At 58.7% G+C, this 15,423-nt stretch carries 15 protein-coding genes and 1 pseudogene; 4 read left to right on the plus strand and 12 right to left on the minus strand.

Annotation, left to right across the window (positions count from 1 at the left end):
- Positions 1 to 21: 21 nt before the first annotated feature.
- Positions 22 to 600: a TraX family protein gene (locus tag ACZK3J_RS11045; RefSeq protein WP_239508834.1), complete on the plus strand. Its 579-nt coding sequence runs from the start codon at positions 22 to 24 to the stop codon at positions 598 to 600.
- A 90-nt stretch (positions 601 to 690) separates the two neighbouring features.
- Here the strand turns inward: ACZK3J_RS11045 and ACZK3J_RS11050 are convergent, their stop codons facing one another.
- The 11 genes and pseudogenes from ACZK3J_RS11050 to ACZK3J_RS11100 form a co-directional block, all read right to left on the minus strand.
- A complete protein-coding gene (locus ACZK3J_RS11050; RefSeq protein ID WP_478476939.1) occupies positions 691 to 1,125 on the minus strand; it encodes a hypothetical protein in 435 nt (144 codons plus the stop codon).
- A gap of 67 nt (positions 1,126 to 1,192) precedes the next feature.
- On the minus strand, positions 1,193 to 1,561 hold the full coding sequence (locus ACZK3J_RS11055) for a DUF3653 domain-containing protein (RefSeq protein ID WP_478476941.1): 369 nt from the start codon (positions 1,559 to 1,561) through the stop codon (positions 1,193 to 1,195).
- A gap of 611 nt (positions 1,562 to 2,172) precedes the next feature.
- Positions 2,173 to 2,898 carry a DUF6602 domain-containing protein gene (locus ACZK3J_RS11060; RefSeq protein WP_026070607.1) on the minus strand — a complete coding sequence of 242 codons (726 nt, stop codon included), beginning with the start codon at positions 2,896 to 2,898 and terminating at the stop codon, positions 2,173 to 2,175.
- 135 nt (positions 2,899 to 3,033) lie between these two features.
- Positions 3,034 to 3,966, minus strand: a complete 933-nt coding sequence (locus tag ACZK3J_RS11065) for an AAA family ATPase (protein ID WP_478476942.1) — start codon at positions 3,964 to 3,966, stop codon at positions 3,034 to 3,036.
- The gene (locus ACZK3J_RS11070; protein ID WP_026070608.1) at positions 3,966 to 4,481 is read right to left on the minus strand and encodes an HORMA-1 domain-containing protein; all 516 of its coding nucleotides are present in this window, start codon (positions 4,479 to 4,481) and stop codon (positions 3,966 to 3,968) included. Before ACZK3J_RS11070 ends, ACZK3J_RS11065 begins: the two co-directional genes overlap by 1 nt.
- Before the next feature lie 7 nt (positions 4,482 to 4,488).
- Positions 4,489 to 5,454: a CBASS oligonucleotide cyclase gene (locus ACZK3J_RS11075; protein WP_026070609.1), complete on the minus strand. Its 966-nt coding sequence runs from the start codon at positions 5,452 to 5,454 to the stop codon at positions 4,489 to 4,491.
- A gap of 215 nt (positions 5,455 to 5,669) precedes the next feature.
- Positions 5,670 to 5,878 (minus strand): annotated as a pseudogene (locus ACZK3J_RS11080) (integrase); the annotation flags it as partial.
- 1,717 nt (positions 5,879 to 7,595) lie between these two features.
- Positions 7,596 to 8,600, minus strand: a complete 1,005-nt coding sequence (locus ACZK3J_RS11085) for an ATP-binding protein (protein WP_332840906.1) — start codon at positions 8,598 to 8,600, stop codon at positions 7,596 to 7,598.
- Positions 8,600 to 10,450 carry a hypothetical protein gene (locus ACZK3J_RS11090; RefSeq protein ID WP_049399271.1) on the minus strand — a complete coding sequence of 617 codons (1,851 nt, stop codon included), beginning with the start codon at positions 10,448 to 10,450 and terminating at the stop codon, positions 8,600 to 8,602. The genes ACZK3J_RS11085 and ACZK3J_RS11090 overlap by 1 nt, the downstream gene beginning before the upstream one ends.
- The gene (locus tag ACZK3J_RS11095) at positions 10,447 to 11,190 is read right to left on the minus strand and encodes a hypothetical protein (protein WP_017354507.1); all 744 of its coding nucleotides are present in this window, start codon (positions 11,188 to 11,190) and stop codon (positions 10,447 to 10,449) included. The genes ACZK3J_RS11090 and ACZK3J_RS11095 overlap by 4 nt, the downstream gene beginning before the upstream one ends.
- A gap of 532 nt (positions 11,191 to 11,722) precedes the next feature.
- On the minus strand, positions 11,723 to 11,962 hold the full coding sequence (locus ACZK3J_RS11100) for a hypothetical protein (RefSeq protein ID WP_049399270.1): 240 nt from the start codon (positions 11,960 to 11,962) through the stop codon (positions 11,723 to 11,725).
- 479 nt (positions 11,963 to 12,441) lie between these two features.
- Here ACZK3J_RS11100 and ACZK3J_RS11105 point away from each other — a divergent pair, with 479 nt between their 5' ends.
- The gene (locus ACZK3J_RS11105) at positions 12,442 to 13,269 is read left to right on the plus strand and encodes a hypothetical protein (protein ID WP_049421696.1); all 828 of its coding nucleotides are present in this window, start codon (positions 12,442 to 12,444) and stop codon (positions 13,267 to 13,269) included.
- Positions 13,270 to 13,701: 432 nt separating this feature from the next.
- Here the strand turns inward: ACZK3J_RS11105 and ACZK3J_RS11110 are convergent, their stop codons facing one another.
- Entirely contained in the window at positions 13,702 to 13,947 is a 246-nt protein-coding gene (locus ACZK3J_RS11110; RefSeq protein ID WP_017354505.1) for a helix-turn-helix domain-containing protein, read from the minus strand.
- A 95-nt stretch (positions 13,948 to 14,042) separates the two neighbouring features.
- Here ACZK3J_RS11110 and ACZK3J_RS11115 point away from each other — a divergent pair, with 95 nt between their 5' ends.
- Complete coding sequence (locus tag ACZK3J_RS11115; protein WP_017354504.1) at positions 14,043 to 14,843, plus strand: hypothetical protein; 801 nt, start codon at positions 14,043 to 14,045, stop codon at positions 14,841 to 14,843.
- Positions 14,844 to 14,938: 95 nt separating this feature from the next.
- Entirely contained in the window at positions 14,939 to 15,373 is a 435-nt protein-coding gene (locus ACZK3J_RS11120) for an NIF family HAD-type phosphatase (protein ID WP_017354503.1), read from the plus strand.
- Positions 15,374 to 15,423 lie beyond the last annotated feature (50 nt).

Below are 15,423 nucleotides of genomic sequence, written 5' to 3' on the forward strand. Positions count from 1 at the left end.
AAGTGGTTGGCCGTGATCCTGATGACCGGAGATCACGTTGCCAAGGTGATCTATGGCGGGTACGTGCCTGGACTCAGCGAAGCGGGGCGGGTGGCCTTTCCGCTGTTCGCACTGGTGATGGCCTACAACCTCGCCCAGCCAGACGCAGATGTGGGCAAGTCCGTTCGTAGGCTCGGCGCTTGGGGGTTGGTCGCACAGCCGGTTCACGCGTTGACGTTCGGGTACTGGCTGCCGCTGAACATTCTGCTCACGTTCGCCCTTTGCGCAGGAGCGGTCTACGCGGCATGTCAGCGCAGATGGGTTGTCCTGGCATTCACCGCGGCGGTGTTTCCGCTGTTCGTGGACTACCAGTGGGCCGGGGTAGGGTTCGTTCTGCTGGCATGGTTGGGATTCCGCACAGGGCGGCCGCTGCTGACCTTGGCGGCGTTCGCGCCCCTGTGCGCCTTCAATGGCAGCCTGTGGGCGCTGGCGGCCGTTCCCGTGGTCGGGTGGCTATCCCATGCGACGTGGCCGGTACCGCGCGGCCGTTGGGCCTTCTACGGGTACTACGTGGCCCACCTTGCGTGCATAGGCCTGCTGGCGCCTATACTGCGGCCATGAGCCTGCGCCGATACCTCGACATTCACTACTGGATTGCCCGATGGATGGACCGGGCGTTCGCGCGCGAGCGAAGCCGCAAGGCGTAGATGATCAGGGGCAGGGCGCGCCAGGCACGTTCTCCCACCCGCCTGGAATTCGCCGAAACGCGATCCCGTTGATGCAGCGATATTCATCCTTATTTGCTGGGTTGGATCGGCCCGCAGCGGCACGTTCGGCCGCAACCTCTCTAAGCCTCACTTCGGTCCATTTCGCCTCGATCTCCGCACGTTCGCGGCGCGCCCTGATCTCGGCGATGAACGCGTCTTTTTCCGCTGTTGTCGGCTGCGTCGTCACCGATGGCTGGGCCACAACTGACGGTGGTTCGTGGCTCTGGAATCGTGCATTCCAAGCGTCACCAGTCTTCAAATGCAGCCAGATACCGGCACCAGCCATGCCCAGCAGCAGAACTGCCCACATGCCGAGCCACGGAAACTCCCAGCGCGTGCGCGGGATGGGTTGTAGGTACTCCGGTCGTTCGCGTTCCATACGGCCCCCAAGGCGTCCTGCGCGCATTGTAGCCGGGGTGTAGGGGCGGCGCCCCTACGGAAGCGCCTCACACGCGCTGGCGGCGTTTCGGCCCCGGTACCGGTAGGACTGCCGCGGGCGGCTCGGCGTCGGGGCCAGCCATCGCCATCGATGACCGCTTTTCCCGGCGATGTGCCAAGGCATCGGAGAGGTTCACCACGCTGGCGGCGTTGAAGGACAAGGGTTTCCGGGGCTTGCCGATCGCGCGGCCGCTCTCCATCATTCGGCGCCATTCCTGCGCTTGTGCAGCGGTGAGCGACAGCCATGCGAGATCCTGCGGTTCCAGCTCGCGACCCTCGGGCGTGACCAGTCGGCCAGCCTTAAACGAAAAACCGGCCCAAGGGCCGGTCAGTTTCCGATCATGTTGCACGCGCAAAACTATGATTCTGTATCTCATTGATTAATCAATGGATCGATGCGGTGTTGCACCACAATCGCGCGCGCGCCAATGCTGTGTAGTTGGACATTGCACAACGCTAGTGCATGAATTTGGTGCGGCGCCAATGCACGGCTTCTAATTTGAGGCAAAGCCAATGGAGCGGCTGTGCCCGGCGGCGTAGTTCAAACGAGCGTAATCAATGCTGTGGGGACTGGAATGCTCTTGTCCGGCAGGCTATCGATGATTGTGGCCGAGCCGCTCTCGCAGCAGTCGAGGTGGCCATTGGAGGTTGCGAACCTCTTCCTTTAGGTCGGCCCCGCCACGTGGTCGAGGTGGGGCTCGGACTCGGACTCGGAGGAAGGGATAGTCGCGGCATCGCTAGAGATTCAGCCAGCCTCGCGCTGGCCCGCTGACGCTGATTGTGCACAAGCTAATCGCGCGACGCCCCAAGTTGAAACATCCGTGCTCCGGGCCGGAAGGCAGCGACCTCACTCGGTGCACCTCGAGCTGGGCACGAAGCGCGTGAAGCCTAGAGGCGTCTCCCTCAGGCAAGCTTCCTCGCTAAACAGCGCGGAGTACCCGGGCAGGCATGCCTCATGTCGCGCCCAACAGCTGCCATGACCAAGCCATCACTTCGTCAGCCACTGGCCGTAAGCCTCAACATCAATCATCGGTACGGTCCCACTGAACTGAAGTTGGGCGATGAGTTTGAAGAGGAACGCCGTCGCGGGCTTGTTCTCATTCACAAAGAGATAGCGATCCTTGGAATGGTCAAAGAAGAAGTGACCATGCGCAGCAACGCAGCCAAGGTCCAAGCGCCCGTCGCCGGGATTGGCGGTCAGTGCCCTTTCCAGGGAGGGCCCAAGCGCTGGACTCCAGTCACTTTCAAAGGTCAGCAGCCCGCCAAGAATTGGCATCAAGGCCTTTGGCGGATAGACCCCACCCGCGTGCGGGATTGGCAGGCTAGTGCGCTGCAACTGTCGAACGCTTGCCACCTTCTGCTGGGCGTACGCCACCAGCTCTGCATTCGCTGTCTGCTTGGCTTCGAACACCGCATAGACGCTCTCGGCAGGAACAATGATTTCACCCTCGTAGGTGAAAATAAACGGTGAATACTGCCGATCGAAAATCACCACATCAATCTGCTGGCTGAAATTTCCTTGACTATCCACCACGTGTGCCTTCGCAGCTTGATAGCGCTTTGGTAGGTAGGTATCCAGCAAGCTGATCCACACGTTCTCACTGGCATCCCCCTTGGACCCTGGGTGATTGAACGTCTTCCGGACAGTGGCAAGGCGCAGCTGAACATCCTCATGCAATGAAGAAAGCAGCTGTGAAAGTGACCATTGGGACATCTTGGGACCTCCATACACTCAGCAGCAGGCGCTTGCCTGGTCAACAATGTGAAATAGCAGCGACTGGGGTGGGGCAGCCAGCTGTGCCACACGAAACAGTGTCAGCGGCGCCCCGGCGCGTGCTGGGAAGGCATCTCAGCCATGATCCTGAAACGCCGGCGTTGGCTGCATTGGGCGAGCAATCTCAAGCGCGCGTTTGCTCTCAATCGATCGGTCTGGATAAGCATCTAGTACGATCGAGGGGATCAACCGCTGTGTGATGTCAGAGTAGGTGAAGCCGACCTCTTGTCCATCCTTCGCTCCAGTGGCCTCTACCAGCCCTTCGATCTGCATGGAGGATAGACCCAGCGGTCGCAACTGGTGTTCCAGGACGTAGCGTCGCTGAGCTGAATCAGGACGGTTGAAGGTCAAAATGTCAGCGGCGCGACGGCGTACGGCCGGATCCAGCGCGTTGAGGCGATTGGTGCACATGATCACGGCGGCGGGCACCTTCGTCTGCGCCAGACGATCGATACCCCTGATGAAGGCATTGACCCCTGCTCGATCCTCATGGTGCATCTGCGCCGATTCCCGAGACTGGGTCAGCGCATCGGCCTCATCCACCAGCAAGATGACCCCTCCGGTGCTTTTTCCGCGACCTTGCAATTTGGTCGCTTCTGCCAGCGCGTAGTCGAACGCTGTGGTGAGTAGCTGGGTCATCTCGCCAACCTGTCCCTTGCCTCGGGTGGCCAGGCTGAGCGGGAACAAGGTGATATCAATCTTCTCCTGTCGCGCCACGGCATCACCGATAGTCTCTGCCAATTCGGTTTTGCCAGAGCCGACGTCACCGGAAAGAATGACCAAAGGAGGTCGGCGCAGTACGGAATCAAGCAGCGTTGCGGCACCTGGGTGATGGCGCTTGGCCCACAATTCCAGGCCAGCTGGGTGGACTAGCAGGCCGAGAATCTTCGACAAGCGAGCCTTCTGATCGTCCACGCCAATCAGCCGATCCAATCGGGTGCGGGCGTCGATGTCCGGATAGATGCGACGTTGATCAAACAACTCGTCAAGGGTTGGCTTTGAGTGCATTAGTAGCTCCTGACACTGAGGCGGTCGAGTGCCTTGCCACCCGCAGAGTAGCTGCGGTCAGACACCAGGCTTCCGCTGATACCAGGCTCGGCTGCCCCGGTACGCTGAAATGGAAGCGACTTTTCAAATGACTCCCGCTGAGGAGCCGACAGCGTGAACCAGGCAGAGGAATACGTCAGGTAGTTGTAGAAGCTCGCCCCGGATACATCTGCGCCTGGGCGGAGCTTGCCGGGATCGTCATCGATTCCGGACATGCCTGCAAGATCTTTTGCGGTGTAGCGCAGTGTGGGCTCGATCCAGTTATCACCCCGCTTGAAACCGTAGGTGACTGTGTCCAGATAGCCGGCCTTCAACAATTCAACCACTTCGGTCTCATAAGCGGCGATTCTGTCATCGCTGGGCGCCCCATAGAAGCGCTGCATACGCTTGAGGTCGGCGGCCAATTTCGCTGCCATGTGGCGGGCATGAGTGATCGTAAAGGTGCTGGTGCTTGATTGTGTGTAGCTGCCAGTCATAGGGCCCTCACGCTTGGAAGGAAGAGCCGAAGACCTTTTGCCAGTAGCGCACGGTCTCCTGCTTGGTCGGTGCAGCCAGTGCCGCATCAATCGCGTCGCCGGCATCCAATGCCGCCTCGACAATGGCATCGACCTGCGCGTGACCGTACAATTTGGCCACGTTGTTCTTCTCGTTCACCGGATCAATGATCTGCATAGGCTCGGAGAAGGCGGCGATAATGGCGGTAGGGTAGTAATCCTGGAATGCGATTTGTTCGCGAAGGCCGCTCTGCGCCACGTAGGTGAAGAAGTGCTGGAGCGCTTCGGGGTAGTTGGAGAAATCACGCCCCTCATCGCACAGCTTTGCCAGGATCATCTCGATCATGAAGGACTTGAAACGAAAGCCGGGAACTTCCGTCTTCATGCGCCTTGCCCAGAACTTGACCAAGCGCACCACCTGCACAAAATCCGAAGGCTGCAATTGTTTACGCCGCTTGGCAAACTCTAGGTGCCGGGGAATGCTGGTTCTCAAGAACGAGCCATCATCCTGACTGACTAGGTTGCCATACCAGTCAGGATCGCCGTCATAGAGGATCGGCACCACGTCCACATCCAGCCCAGAACCTTGGAACGAGACTGTTACGGAGTAAGTCTGGGGCTTGACTTGTTCGGGCTTGAAATTTGGATAAGCCTTTCGAAGCCGCTCTGCCAAGTACTCCAGCAGCCTCCCAATGTCCTTGGGGGCGTCTGCCCCACTGATGTAACAGGCCACGTCAATGTCGTTGAGCGACCGCAATGCGGTGCCTTTTGCCAGACTTCCCGAAAGGATCATCTTTCGAAGGGTGAAATCCGGGTGCTGCCCTAGGTAGGTCTCCAGACGCTCTCTCAGTCCACGCGCCTGCGCGCGTAGCTCATTGGCTTTATCGCGTGGCAGATTGACCCGATCGTCGGCAAAATTGACAAGCTCCCTATGGCCTACGTGCTGCGTTCCCATGCATCGATCTCCAAGCCGGGCGCGTGCCGACCGGCGGATAGGTGAGGTGGTACTGCGACTTCCCCGCTGCCAACTTGCCGGCTCGTTGTCGCAGGAACTGCGACTCTTCCCCGATCACGGGCCGGAAAGCTGATAGCTCCCGATCAACATTGGGATGGCTTTCACAGTTTCAAGGGCGTGGGTGGGTGCCGGGACGCGGCGCGCCTGGGACGGGCTCAATCCGCGTCGAGCAGCCGTGCGGCCGGGTTGTGCTGGGCGCCGCCCTGCTGGAAGTAGCCAGCCGCGCTGGCCACCGAGCGGTGATCGGTATTCGCCATCAGGGCGGGCAGCGCCAAGCCTTGGTGCGCCCCTTCGGTGATGAAGCCCGAGCGCAGGTTGTGTCCGCCGAAGTCCCCTCCAGGCCGGCGAGTGCGGCGCGGTGCTGGATGACCACGGCGGTGGTGTGGGGCGCCTATCGCCAAGTCAACCCGGGTGCCCGCACGCGGCAGGACAGCGCGTCATCGGTGATCCTAGCGGTGGGCAGTATCCGCAACTGACTGGCGCACAACGGCAGATGGTGCGCGAGGAGTACATGCGGGGCACCTAAGGTCTTCGGTTTGGGGTGGAAGTCCCGCTGGTCCAGTACGTCATTCAGGCCTATCGCGCGGCGCCGAACCCTCAGCGTCATCTTGCTCCTGACTATCTACTGATGGTAGACCAGCCAGAGTCTCTGCCCGATGGCGCCATCTGGCATTGACTGGTGCATCAGCATCACGGATTGAAGGCGCCTGGCCCTGGCGTGGATTCGATTGCTGTTGTTGGCAAATGCTACGAATAAATGGGTGCCGCCCATTTCCAGGTGCAAACAGGCGGCTTCTCTATCTCGGCAGCTGAGTTGTGCGTCAGAAGTTTAGGGTGGGGCGATCGATGCCTTTGCTTAGGGTTGCGTTATCCGAACGCCACGCGCAATTCGTGTGGATGGCTCGTATCCAAAAGCGCAATGGGACTGGGCGATCTATAACGCTCCGGAAGCGCGCTCAAGTTGCCCTCATGCTCCGAGAGGAGGATGCCGTCCGCGTAGCCCTGGGCGAGCACCGCTAGTCTCACTCGTAGTCCCAATCCCGAGTTGCTCACCCGCTGCGGGCTGGAATGGCTGAATTTGCCCAGGAGCTCATCTACGAAGTTCAAATAGTTGGGGTGAATCACTCGATAGCGCCCGCCTGGCCTGGTCGCGGCGTAGCTGCTCCATCCATCCGGAGCCGGTTGATCCCGAGCTCCGGCGACTCGCTCGCCTTGAGGGCTAAAGGCCTGATCTGATCGACCTCGTCGGGAACCTCTGGCTGCATTCTGGTCAATGTAACGGAGGATTGGGCCTGAGTCGTCCTCAGAGCCCGTATGGTTTGCACGTAGTGCTGTATCTGCGCCTGCTGGTGGTGATTGTTGATCTGGGTGTGTCGTGAGCCTGTACCTTTTAGCGTTGCAGACCCTCCTGGCCTGGCGTAGCGCCAGGCCAGGAGGAAGGTCCACAAGGCTGGAAATCCTGCTGGGATCAACGTGTACCCCTGGAGTTACGATCAGCCGACTTGTACGCCTTTGCTCCGCACACCAGTTGAGGTAGGCCTGTAGATACGCCGTGGCATTGGGGTGGGGGTGTCTCTGCAAGGCGGAAGCCGACTCATTCATAAGGTCAAAGCCGCACGCACAGGTGAGCAACTTCGTGGGCGTGCCAGCGACTGTCACCGGAAATCCATTGCATCGTGGGCAACTCTGGCGCAGGCGAACGCCATGCCAGGGACACGTGGAAATCCAGGGCAGCTGATGCAGTGTGGTGTGATACCCGAGTCTGATGCAAGGAAGGCAGTACCTCAACCTGAGATGGGAGGGCAGTCTCGGGTCGTCCGTCATGAACGGATACCACGCCGCCAAGTCCCACTCGGGCGGAGTCTCGATCCCAAGGGTTGTAGAGAGTGCCTCTTGTTGTACTTGCGAGGTCGTCAGGCTCAAGAGCAGGTTGATGTTTCTGTTTGGCTTGATTCCGAGGAGTTGTGAGTACTCCGTGACCCGCCTGGCCTGGTTCAGTCGCGATAGCCTCGCGACGCAGCCAAAAGCCGATTGGTATGGAACAAGTCGGAGGTTGCCGCCGACCAGCTGAGCGCCGCTCCTCATTTGCCTACGGCCCTATTTCTTGAGCTTTCGAAGCCGGCGTATGCGCTGCGCAGGAGAGCTTCATCAATGTGCTGGGTAGTAAGCCCTTCGAAATCGTTGCGCCCAGCAGCGATCTTGGTGAGTAGGTGGTAGACAAACTGGTTGAAGGAGGCCATGAGCCAATCCTTGGGAACGGGATAGTTGCCTTGATTGGCAAGGTTCTCAATTCGTTCGCGTATCGCTTCGGTCTCCTTCTCAAGGCGCCAGCCAACGCTGTAAGCATAGGGTGCGAATGCTTCGGTGTAGGTCTTTCCTCCCTCGTCCGGCCACCTCATAACTTGGTCAAGCTGGCGAAATGCCAAGGCGACATCACATGCGTCCTGCACGTCAGCGTCCTCCGTCGGGATGTCCCAGAGAAGCCCGGTAAAAGGATGGCTGTCGACAAAGAATCGGCCATACAGATGTGGCGGCGCCAGCTGACTAAGATCGTCTGCGCCTCCAATCACGCTGTTGCTCTGGTGGATGAAGAGAAAGAACGGTTGCACTGATGATCCGAGGAAGTGGTTCTGAAGCTTTGCAAGGTGGGCGTAGTCCTTGAGCGTGAGCTGCTCAGCCGTATCGATCGCAATCACGACCACGTCGGCCGATGCTCTAGCGGCTTCCTGCTCAATTGCCCGGATGATCCTGAGGAGGAGATCCTGTGGGCTGGCTACGGTTGTTGCCCTCATGCCCAGTCCAAGGATGACCTCGCGGAAGAAGTTGCCTTCGCTAGGGGTAGTCGGTTTTCCGACGACCATCCGGAGGAATCCAATAGGAAATGGTCGCCAAGAAGTGGTGGTTTCAAGTATTCGCGTGGCAGTTGACTTCCCACACCGGCCATCGCCAATGATCCTCAGGCTCGGCCGCCCATACTCCAGGCACGTGGCGAATCCAGATGCCATTCGCAGTAAGGGGAGAGTCTGGATATTGGGGCGATGTCGCGCGTGCATTGGGTGGTTCTCAAGGCTCGCCGGGGCCTTCATCAGCGGAGCCTCGTGTTGAACGTGGCCCTGCGGATTCCCATCAGTGGAGAGCCTTGCCCCTGACTGTTGGTCGTGGAAGGTGGCTTGGGCACATCGCCAGCTGCCATGAGCGAGGCGCTGTCCCTGACGCCAGCGGCCGCCGATCGGACGGCTGCGTGATAGGCCTCAATGTTGTCGGCTAAACAGTAGTTACCGGGCTCCCGTGACGCGTCGCTCTTCGCCCAGCGTGCCGCGCGCTTCCTGATCGACAGCGTGTGGGCCACGCTCGCATATGGGGCGAGAGCGTGAAGTGTGAGTACACGCTTACCGCCTCTCCAGAGGGTCAGCTTGCGAATGTCTCGCCAGTCTTCGTAGGTTGCGTCAAATGACTGCCCAATCAGGTGCCACTGTCCAGACAGTGTTGGTGACCTGTACCTAGCGTGGTCGAGATAGACGAGGGGAGGTACACCACTCCTTCTGGAGCCTCTGATGGTCACCTTCATCCGCCTAACGGTCATGTTTCTCACGTCATCTTCGGTGCCAGGTGCATGCCACACCCACTCCCCAGATGCCAGATGCTCATCAATGATTCGCTTGGGCGACCTGGGTTCGCGAGTGGACCGGCTCGTCACATTGTGCGAGGTAACATAGGTGTCAATGAGGTCTTTCAAGACCTCCAGGAGAATGGGGTGGTCTTTCCCGTCAAGCTTTGTAGTGACTTGACGCTCATTCACTTGCGTTGCGGGAGCAAAGCCGCCGGCGATGTGGCGCAGCAGGCCATTCTCAATCTTCTTGAATAGAGCCTCGATGTAGGGGCGACCTTCGCCCATCCCGGATCGTCCAAAGTGCAGGATTCCCTTGTGATGATCAATGAGATTTCGGACTGTCATCTTGGCGTGATGGGATGAGTCGTTGTCCATTGCGATCATTGCGCTTCTCATCACTACCTCATCCACTAGGTAGATCGACGGCATCCATGCACTAGTCGAGTAGCTCAAGTTCGACGTGCTCAGATCCCTTGGTTGCCAGGGGCTCATGATCTTCGCGAACAGGCTGACTACATCGTGTTGCTCGTACTTCCGGCCAAGCACCATTTCCCAACCAAGGATGGCGCCACTCCCGACATCAACAACTGCCAGTAGCCAGATCCGACTAATCTTCTCTAGCCGGAATGAGCCGTCCGCCATCGGCATGGCCAGCCATGCGTCGATGTCGACGGAATGCTCGTCGTACTCAACTCGATCAAATGGCCGAATGCTGAGTAGGTTCTCGATTCGGGTGGAAGTAGGCTCATCCGCAGCCAAGAGCATCTCATTTTCGCTCTTTGTGCCTCGGATGCGCTTTATGAGGGAGGTCAGTGCTCGTCTTCCCTTGTCACGGATGTTGAGCGGATACATGGCCTGAAAGCCCTTCCCAGTCAGCACCTTCACGAACTGGGAATGCAGCCTGTCGAACGCGGGGCTCCTTTTGGACTGTGTTGGCAAGGCGCCCTTGAATCTTGCGACTGCATCGCCGAGTTCGGGGATCGCTTGCAGGACAGCATCTATGGCGAACGGATGTGAACTATCGGGGACGACCGAGTTGTTGCGATCTGACACGCTGAATCGCGCATAGGGAATGCAGGCTCGGTATCCGACTCGATGACCGCTCTCGTCGAAGAGCAGTGCGGTCCGGATCATTCGAGAGAGGGTATTTCGCGGCACGCCCCATCGAAGGGCTGCGTCGACCAAGGTTGCCCCATCAAGGACGCTGGTGAGTGCTGACAGGCGGGCTTGAAATTCCGACTGTTGATCAGCTGGAAGTACGATCCCATTTGGCCTTGGAGTTGCCCGGATCGACTCGAGGTCGACGGCATTGAACTTGGAACTCATGGGTCGGCCCTCCAGATCCTTGATCGCCCCGTCATTCGAGGAAATGCATCGGTCGCCAGAAATCCGACGTGAAGCAACTCAGCCACGACCCCCTGAATGTGAGTTCGAGGGTGGTGCCTGAGCTCATGGATGAGTTCATCTGCACTGATGCTGCCGCTTCGCTCGATGGTCGCGGCGATTTCCTGTCGCAACGCCAGGCTGCTCCCCAGATCCTTGGCTGACTGGCAGAACCCGAGCAGTTGGTAGCAGAGCTCATTCCTGCCGCCGGGCGCCTTGAGTTCGTCCTCCGTGATTAGCCACAAAGAGATGCCTGCATCCTTGGCTGCTGAACGAAGCCGGTCCAGCTCGCGAGGACGACGCTTGCCATCCACGCCGGGTACTGTCTGCGAATTCGGAATGACGTTTGCATAGATCTCCTGGCCTCCGCGCCTCTGAAACCAGAAATGGAGTTCCATGCTGTCAAGTCCTACCGGGATGGACCGAGGCCTCTCGGTCACGGCCGCCACTGATGGATCAAACTCCAATTGCAGTCGAAGCGCGAGTTGCAGGGGGCCGTGTACGGTAACCGTCCGGTTCTCTTTCGGGCTAAAGAAGGTGAAGATGTCCCCCCTCTTGATCTGGCCAGCGGTTAGTTCACGGGGGGCCAGCGGTCGATCCTTCCCATTGTGGAGCGGGTCGGAGGCGCGTGCAGACGCTACGCCTTGGAACGGGCTCACGGGATTGGTCGCGTGGTTGCTCATGCTGCCTCCTTGTGGATGACTGCAGTTCGCATGGTCGAGGAGTGGCGCTGCGCAATCGCGATTGAGGGATGACTCAATGCATGGTCAGCTGAGTGTTGGATCTTCATCGATCGACTTCCCGGTTGGCCTCGGAGAATGAGGCTCGGTACTGGCGGCAATGGCCAGCAGGGTCATTGGGGATTTCGGGCATGGGGTGCCGTGCCGATTGCCATACGATGGCAGTCGGAGCGCGCAGATGCCCGCTCAAGCAGCTTTGCCGCTTGACACGAAGTCGGAATTGCGGGAGCCTACATACGTTATCGTAGAGCTTCACCCCCTCTCGCTCCGGCGAGAGGCTATCGCCCCCGTTGCTGCGGGGGCGATTTCATTTCCGGGGTCGGAGATTTGATGAACTGGGGGGCTAAATGCCTCCTTTGAAGCTGGAGTTTTGGCGTCAAGCCGTTCAGGGGCGCACTGTGCGCCTAGGTGAGTTTCAGCAGATCAGAAGTGGTGCGGGCCTTTTGGCTTCGGCCTCAGCTCGCGTGCTCAGGAATTACAGCGAGTTCAGCCACTCAGCGACATCTCGCGTTTTGGCGAACAACCCCCGCCGACCTGGCAGCGGAAAGGTGCGAACCGGCAAAAGTTCACGCTGGACGGCTCGGCCGAAGGTGCGGCCGTTTGGAAAGCCAAGGTTCCGCTGGAGGTCGCTGCCGCCCATGAGCTCCCCATGCCGCTCTAGCAGCTCGCGACTGAGTTCGGTGGAGACTGCTGCTTCTGGATTCTGGATAGGCATGACGCAACTCCTAGCTACCGTTGGACCCCATCATGCACAATTGCAGCCAGTTCTAGGGGATTCTTTAGTCCCGCTTCAGAAGATCCATAAGTATGCCTCGTGGCAAGATTCCAACAGACGTGGCGCTGGTCGTCCGCAATAGCGTGTGGGCCTGCGTTGTGCGAAGGCTGCATGGCGATCGACTGACCTGGGATGATCTTGATCAGTTGCTCTTGCCTAGAGTTGGGCTCGATATACACGCGCAAGCGGCCAACGGTCGTCCCCGATCCTTCTACCGGTTCTTCAGCAAGGGGCATCATCCAGGGAAGCTACGCGGTCCTGGTGGATACTTGATTGACTCGGTGCATGGGGATCCAGCGTTCGCGGCTGCAAAGGAGGCCTTCGAGCATCCGATCTGGATGATCTGCAGCACAGAGGCTCCCACTGCGGAGCAATTGCGGGGCGTACGTCGATCACTAATGGAGCGTCTTGGGCTACTGATGCCGTCCATCACCGAACGCCTGGTGGCTTCTCATCACAATCTCCCTGGCCTCAGCAGCTATGCGCCAAGTCGGGTAGATGCCTTGGAGTCCATGTTCAACGTGGCCGAAGGTGGCTCCTTGGACGCGATAGGCCTGTGTGCGTGTAACTATCTGTTAGCTATAGACAGCGGTAGGCTCGAGACTGCAGTAGATGTCCGGGATGCACTACGCTGGGCAATTATTCGTTTTTGTGCTGTTTGGGGATTGCGCCCCGACGCATGCACGGCAATCCAGCTGTTGATGGAGCAGCGGGTGGTCAGGCTTCGTAGGGGATCGCTGTTGCCAAAGGATGTTGGGTTTCCACTTGGCAATACGGATTCCAGCGCGTTTAGTAGCAATTCGGCGAAGGGGGTATTCTTCGCAGATGACTATCCGTGCATGCTTCCGGTGACTCCTCGCACAGGTGGGGTGGATACATTCTTCGCCCGGTTTCACTCGCACTATCTTGCTTTCGTGAATGATCTGACAAGGCAAGGAGCATTCGCGCAGCTGGCTGGGACTGAGCTCGGCGGATCTTTGCCGACTCAAGATGCAATTGACGACCTGTTTCTTGGGCTGCTGGACGTGCCGGAGGATGTTTGTCACGGCGAGGTTGCAACTCTCAAGCAGTTTGCGCCAATCAGTCCGGTAGCGGCATGCGTGGCGGAAGTCCTGCCCACTTCTAGCATCGGAAGCTCGCCTTACACCCGCATCAAGCCTCTGGGCGCAGTGCTTCTGAAGTTCATGCGTTCTGTCGACATGCTGGTTGACGTTGAGCATCCGCATCCCATGGTTGATGAGCCGTGAGATGCGCCTCCAGGATCTTTCGTTACCTTGAAGTGGCGTCAACAAGGGAGAGGTATCAACGCTAGCCGCGCGGTGGAGGTCACTGTTCTTGCGGGGAGATGCGCATGCTGGTTCTGCAATGCATGCCGAGCCTTTTAAGCTATGGTCAGTACGAAGAGGTCGCCCCAAAGGGATTTCCTTGAAGCGCTGAACCTCTTATTGCGAAGGAATCGTCAGTCAAGCGCGCCGACAGGGCTTATGAATGCTTTCCCTTCTAGCTCGGATGGTGCGCTGGAGGCCACCACTTGACCAGCCAGTCCTGTGTAGCCAGAACTGGCAAGAAGCCATTTGCTCAAAGTGGTCGCATGCTCGTTGAGCGGGATAGTGGGGTGGGCACTAGGCGTGAGCCTAGTGGTACGCATCTGAAGAAGACTGAGCCTTAGCTCAGTAAAGTCAGTCTTTGAGTCGCTTCTCAAAGTCGGCAATGAGCTTGCCCAGGGATAGGCCTGTCAGGCGCGCTATGTCCCTAAGCTCCACGACGTCAACCCTGCGCTTCCCTGTCTCAACATCGCTAATGAACGACTGGCTGCGCCCCAGCTTGCTGGACACTTGTACTTGGGTAAGGCCAGCAGCCAAGCGCGCGTCTCTGACGGTCTCAATCAGGGCGGCGTATTCCTTGCGATGGATTGTCTTGGCCACGGCCGCACCCTGGTTGAGCGGCTTCAGAAGCTATATCCAGTTCTCCGATATCTAAAAACCAGATATCCTGTGCTTCTCATTGACAGGGGAAGGGCATGATCAAAGAACAACGTCGACGCGACGCAGCTGGCTGGGGCAGGCAGGGCTTGCTGCTTGCTCTGACGGTCCTAGTTGCCGCCTGCAGCGGTCCAGTAGACAGGAAGTTGGTCACTGACGGCACGCAGGAGCAATACAGAGCGTCGATTGACGCAATTGACGCCGAGCTGAGTGCCCATGAGCGGGATGCCTTCAACTGGGCCGTTGCCGGCCTTGATCTGGCTGAGCTGAACAAGGCCTACCCGAATGCATCTATAAGACAGGTGGTTAGGGGGCACATCAAGCAGATTAGGGATGCCCATCCAAAAGAAATTCTTGCTCTGCAGGAGCAGGCCAACGCGCAGCGGCCGACGATCACCGAACTAGAAAGAGTGCGTGCGAGTGGCGCAACGTTACGGATCGAGGACAGCTTCTTTGGCCCGAAGCCGGTCATTGAGGCGCGAATTGCGAATAGCTCAACTTTGGCGCTCAGCCAGGCCAGCTGGGCGGCGACGCTCTACATCAATGGCGAAGCTCAGCCCACGGCAAAGTCGCGGGTGCACAGCGACTTCCGATCGATTGATGGCCTCAAGCCGAGCCGCGGCGTCACGGCGCGCTTCAATGTTGGCTTCGTAAAAGGTGATGATGCGTGGTCGACACTGGCAATTCGACAAGCGTCTTCAACGCGAGTCGAGCTCGAACTAATTCCTCAGACGGCTTTGGACTTCAATGACAAGCCCTACATAGCTGCCAACTATAGGGAAAAGATCCAGTCTCTGGAGAATCAGCTTAAGCAAGCCGAGAAGTTCTCAGATATCTGACTCATTGGCGTTCCGCAACTGCGTCCGATGACCAAGCGCAGCGCGGAACGCTCCAGATCCAAGTGTCCAACTGCTGATGAGGATCCTAGCGCTCAATGCGACCGACCATCCTTGCTCTCGATCTCGAGGGGACGCTGATCTCAAATGCTGTCAGCCAGATTCCACGCCCAGGGCTTTATCAGTTCCTTGAGGTCGCTCATGAACTCTTCGAGCATCTGGTCATCTACACCACGGTCCCTGAGGCAGCTTTCCGCAGGATTTCGCGGCTGCTGGTCGAGGAAGGGAGCGCGCCAGGCTGGTTCGCTGAGTTGCCATATACATTCTGGGGAGGGGCAACGAAGGACCTCCGGTATGTGTCTCCGATCCTGGGTGCAGCGCTGTTGCTGGACGATCACGCGGACTACATCCATCCGGGGCAGGAGCGCTATTGGATTGAGGTCTCTTTGTTCGGCGCTCCATATGACGCGGATGACGCCGGCCTGGAAGTGGCCCTTGAGATGCTGAAGGAACGATTGGTTGTTCCGTTGTAGTTGGTGTGCTTAGTGAGTGGGTTGGCGGGTGCAGCTCTTCCAGCCAGCAG

The sequence above is a fragment of the Stenotrophomonas sp. 86428_Sma genome, assembly GCF_056481585.1.

What these genes read in the sequence shown, in the direction of transcription:
- ACZK3J_RS11115 (WP_017354504.1), top strand. Translation starts at nt 14,043, where the DNA reads ATGATCAAAGAACAACGTCGACGCGACGCAGCTGGCTGGGGCAGGCAG.
- ACZK3J_RS11105 (WP_049421696.1), top strand. Translation starts at nt 12,442, where the DNA reads ATGCCGTCCATCACCGAACGCCTGGTGGCTTCTCATCACAATCTCCCT.
- ACZK3J_RS11060 (WP_026070607.1), bottom strand. Translation starts at nt 2,898, where the DNA reads ATGTCCCAATGGTCACTTTCACAGCTGCTTTCTTCATTGCATGAGGAT.
- ACZK3J_RS11075 (WP_026070609.1), bottom strand. Translation starts at nt 5,454, where the DNA reads ATGGGAACGCAGCACGTAGGCCATAGGGAGCTTGTCAATTTTGCCGAC.
- ACZK3J_RS11120 (WP_017354503.1), top strand. Translation starts at nt 14,939, where the DNA reads ATGCGACCGACCATCCTTGCTCTCGATCTCGAGGGGACGCTGATCTCA.
- ACZK3J_RS11065 (WP_478476942.1), bottom strand. Translation starts at nt 3,966, where the DNA reads ATGCACTCAAAGCCAACCCTTGACGAGTTGTTTGATCAACGTCGCATC.
- ACZK3J_RS11050 (WP_478476939.1), bottom strand. Translation starts at nt 1,125, where the DNA reads ATGGAACGCGAACGACCGGAGTACCTACAACCCATCCCGCGCACGCGC.
- ACZK3J_RS11070 (WP_026070608.1), bottom strand. Translation starts at nt 4,481, where the DNA reads ATGACTGGCAGCTACACACAATCAAGCACCAGCACCTTTACGATCACT.
- ACZK3J_RS11045 (WP_239508834.1), top strand. Translation starts at nt 22, where the DNA reads ATGACCGGAGATCACGTTGCCAAGGTGATCTATGGCGGGTACGTGCCT.
- ACZK3J_RS11090 (WP_049399271.1), bottom strand. Translation starts at nt 10,450, where the DNA reads ATGAGTTCCAAGTTCAATGCCGTCGACCTCGAGTCGATCCGGGCAACT.
- ACZK3J_RS11085 (WP_332840906.1), bottom strand. Translation starts at nt 8,600, where the DNA reads ATGAAGGCCCCGGCGAGCCTTGAGAACCACCCAATGCACGCGCGACAT.
- ACZK3J_RS11055 (WP_478476941.1), bottom strand. Translation starts at nt 1,561, where the DNA reads ATGAGATACAGAATCATAGTTTTGCGCGTGCAACATGATCGGAAACTG.
- ACZK3J_RS11100 (WP_049399270.1), bottom strand. Translation starts at nt 11,962, where the DNA reads ATGCCTATCCAGAATCCAGAAGCAGCAGTCTCCACCGAACTCAGTCGC.
- ACZK3J_RS11095 (WP_017354507.1), bottom strand. Translation starts at nt 11,190, where the DNA reads ATGAGCAACCACGCGACCAATCCCGTGAGCCCGTTCCAAGGCGTAGCG.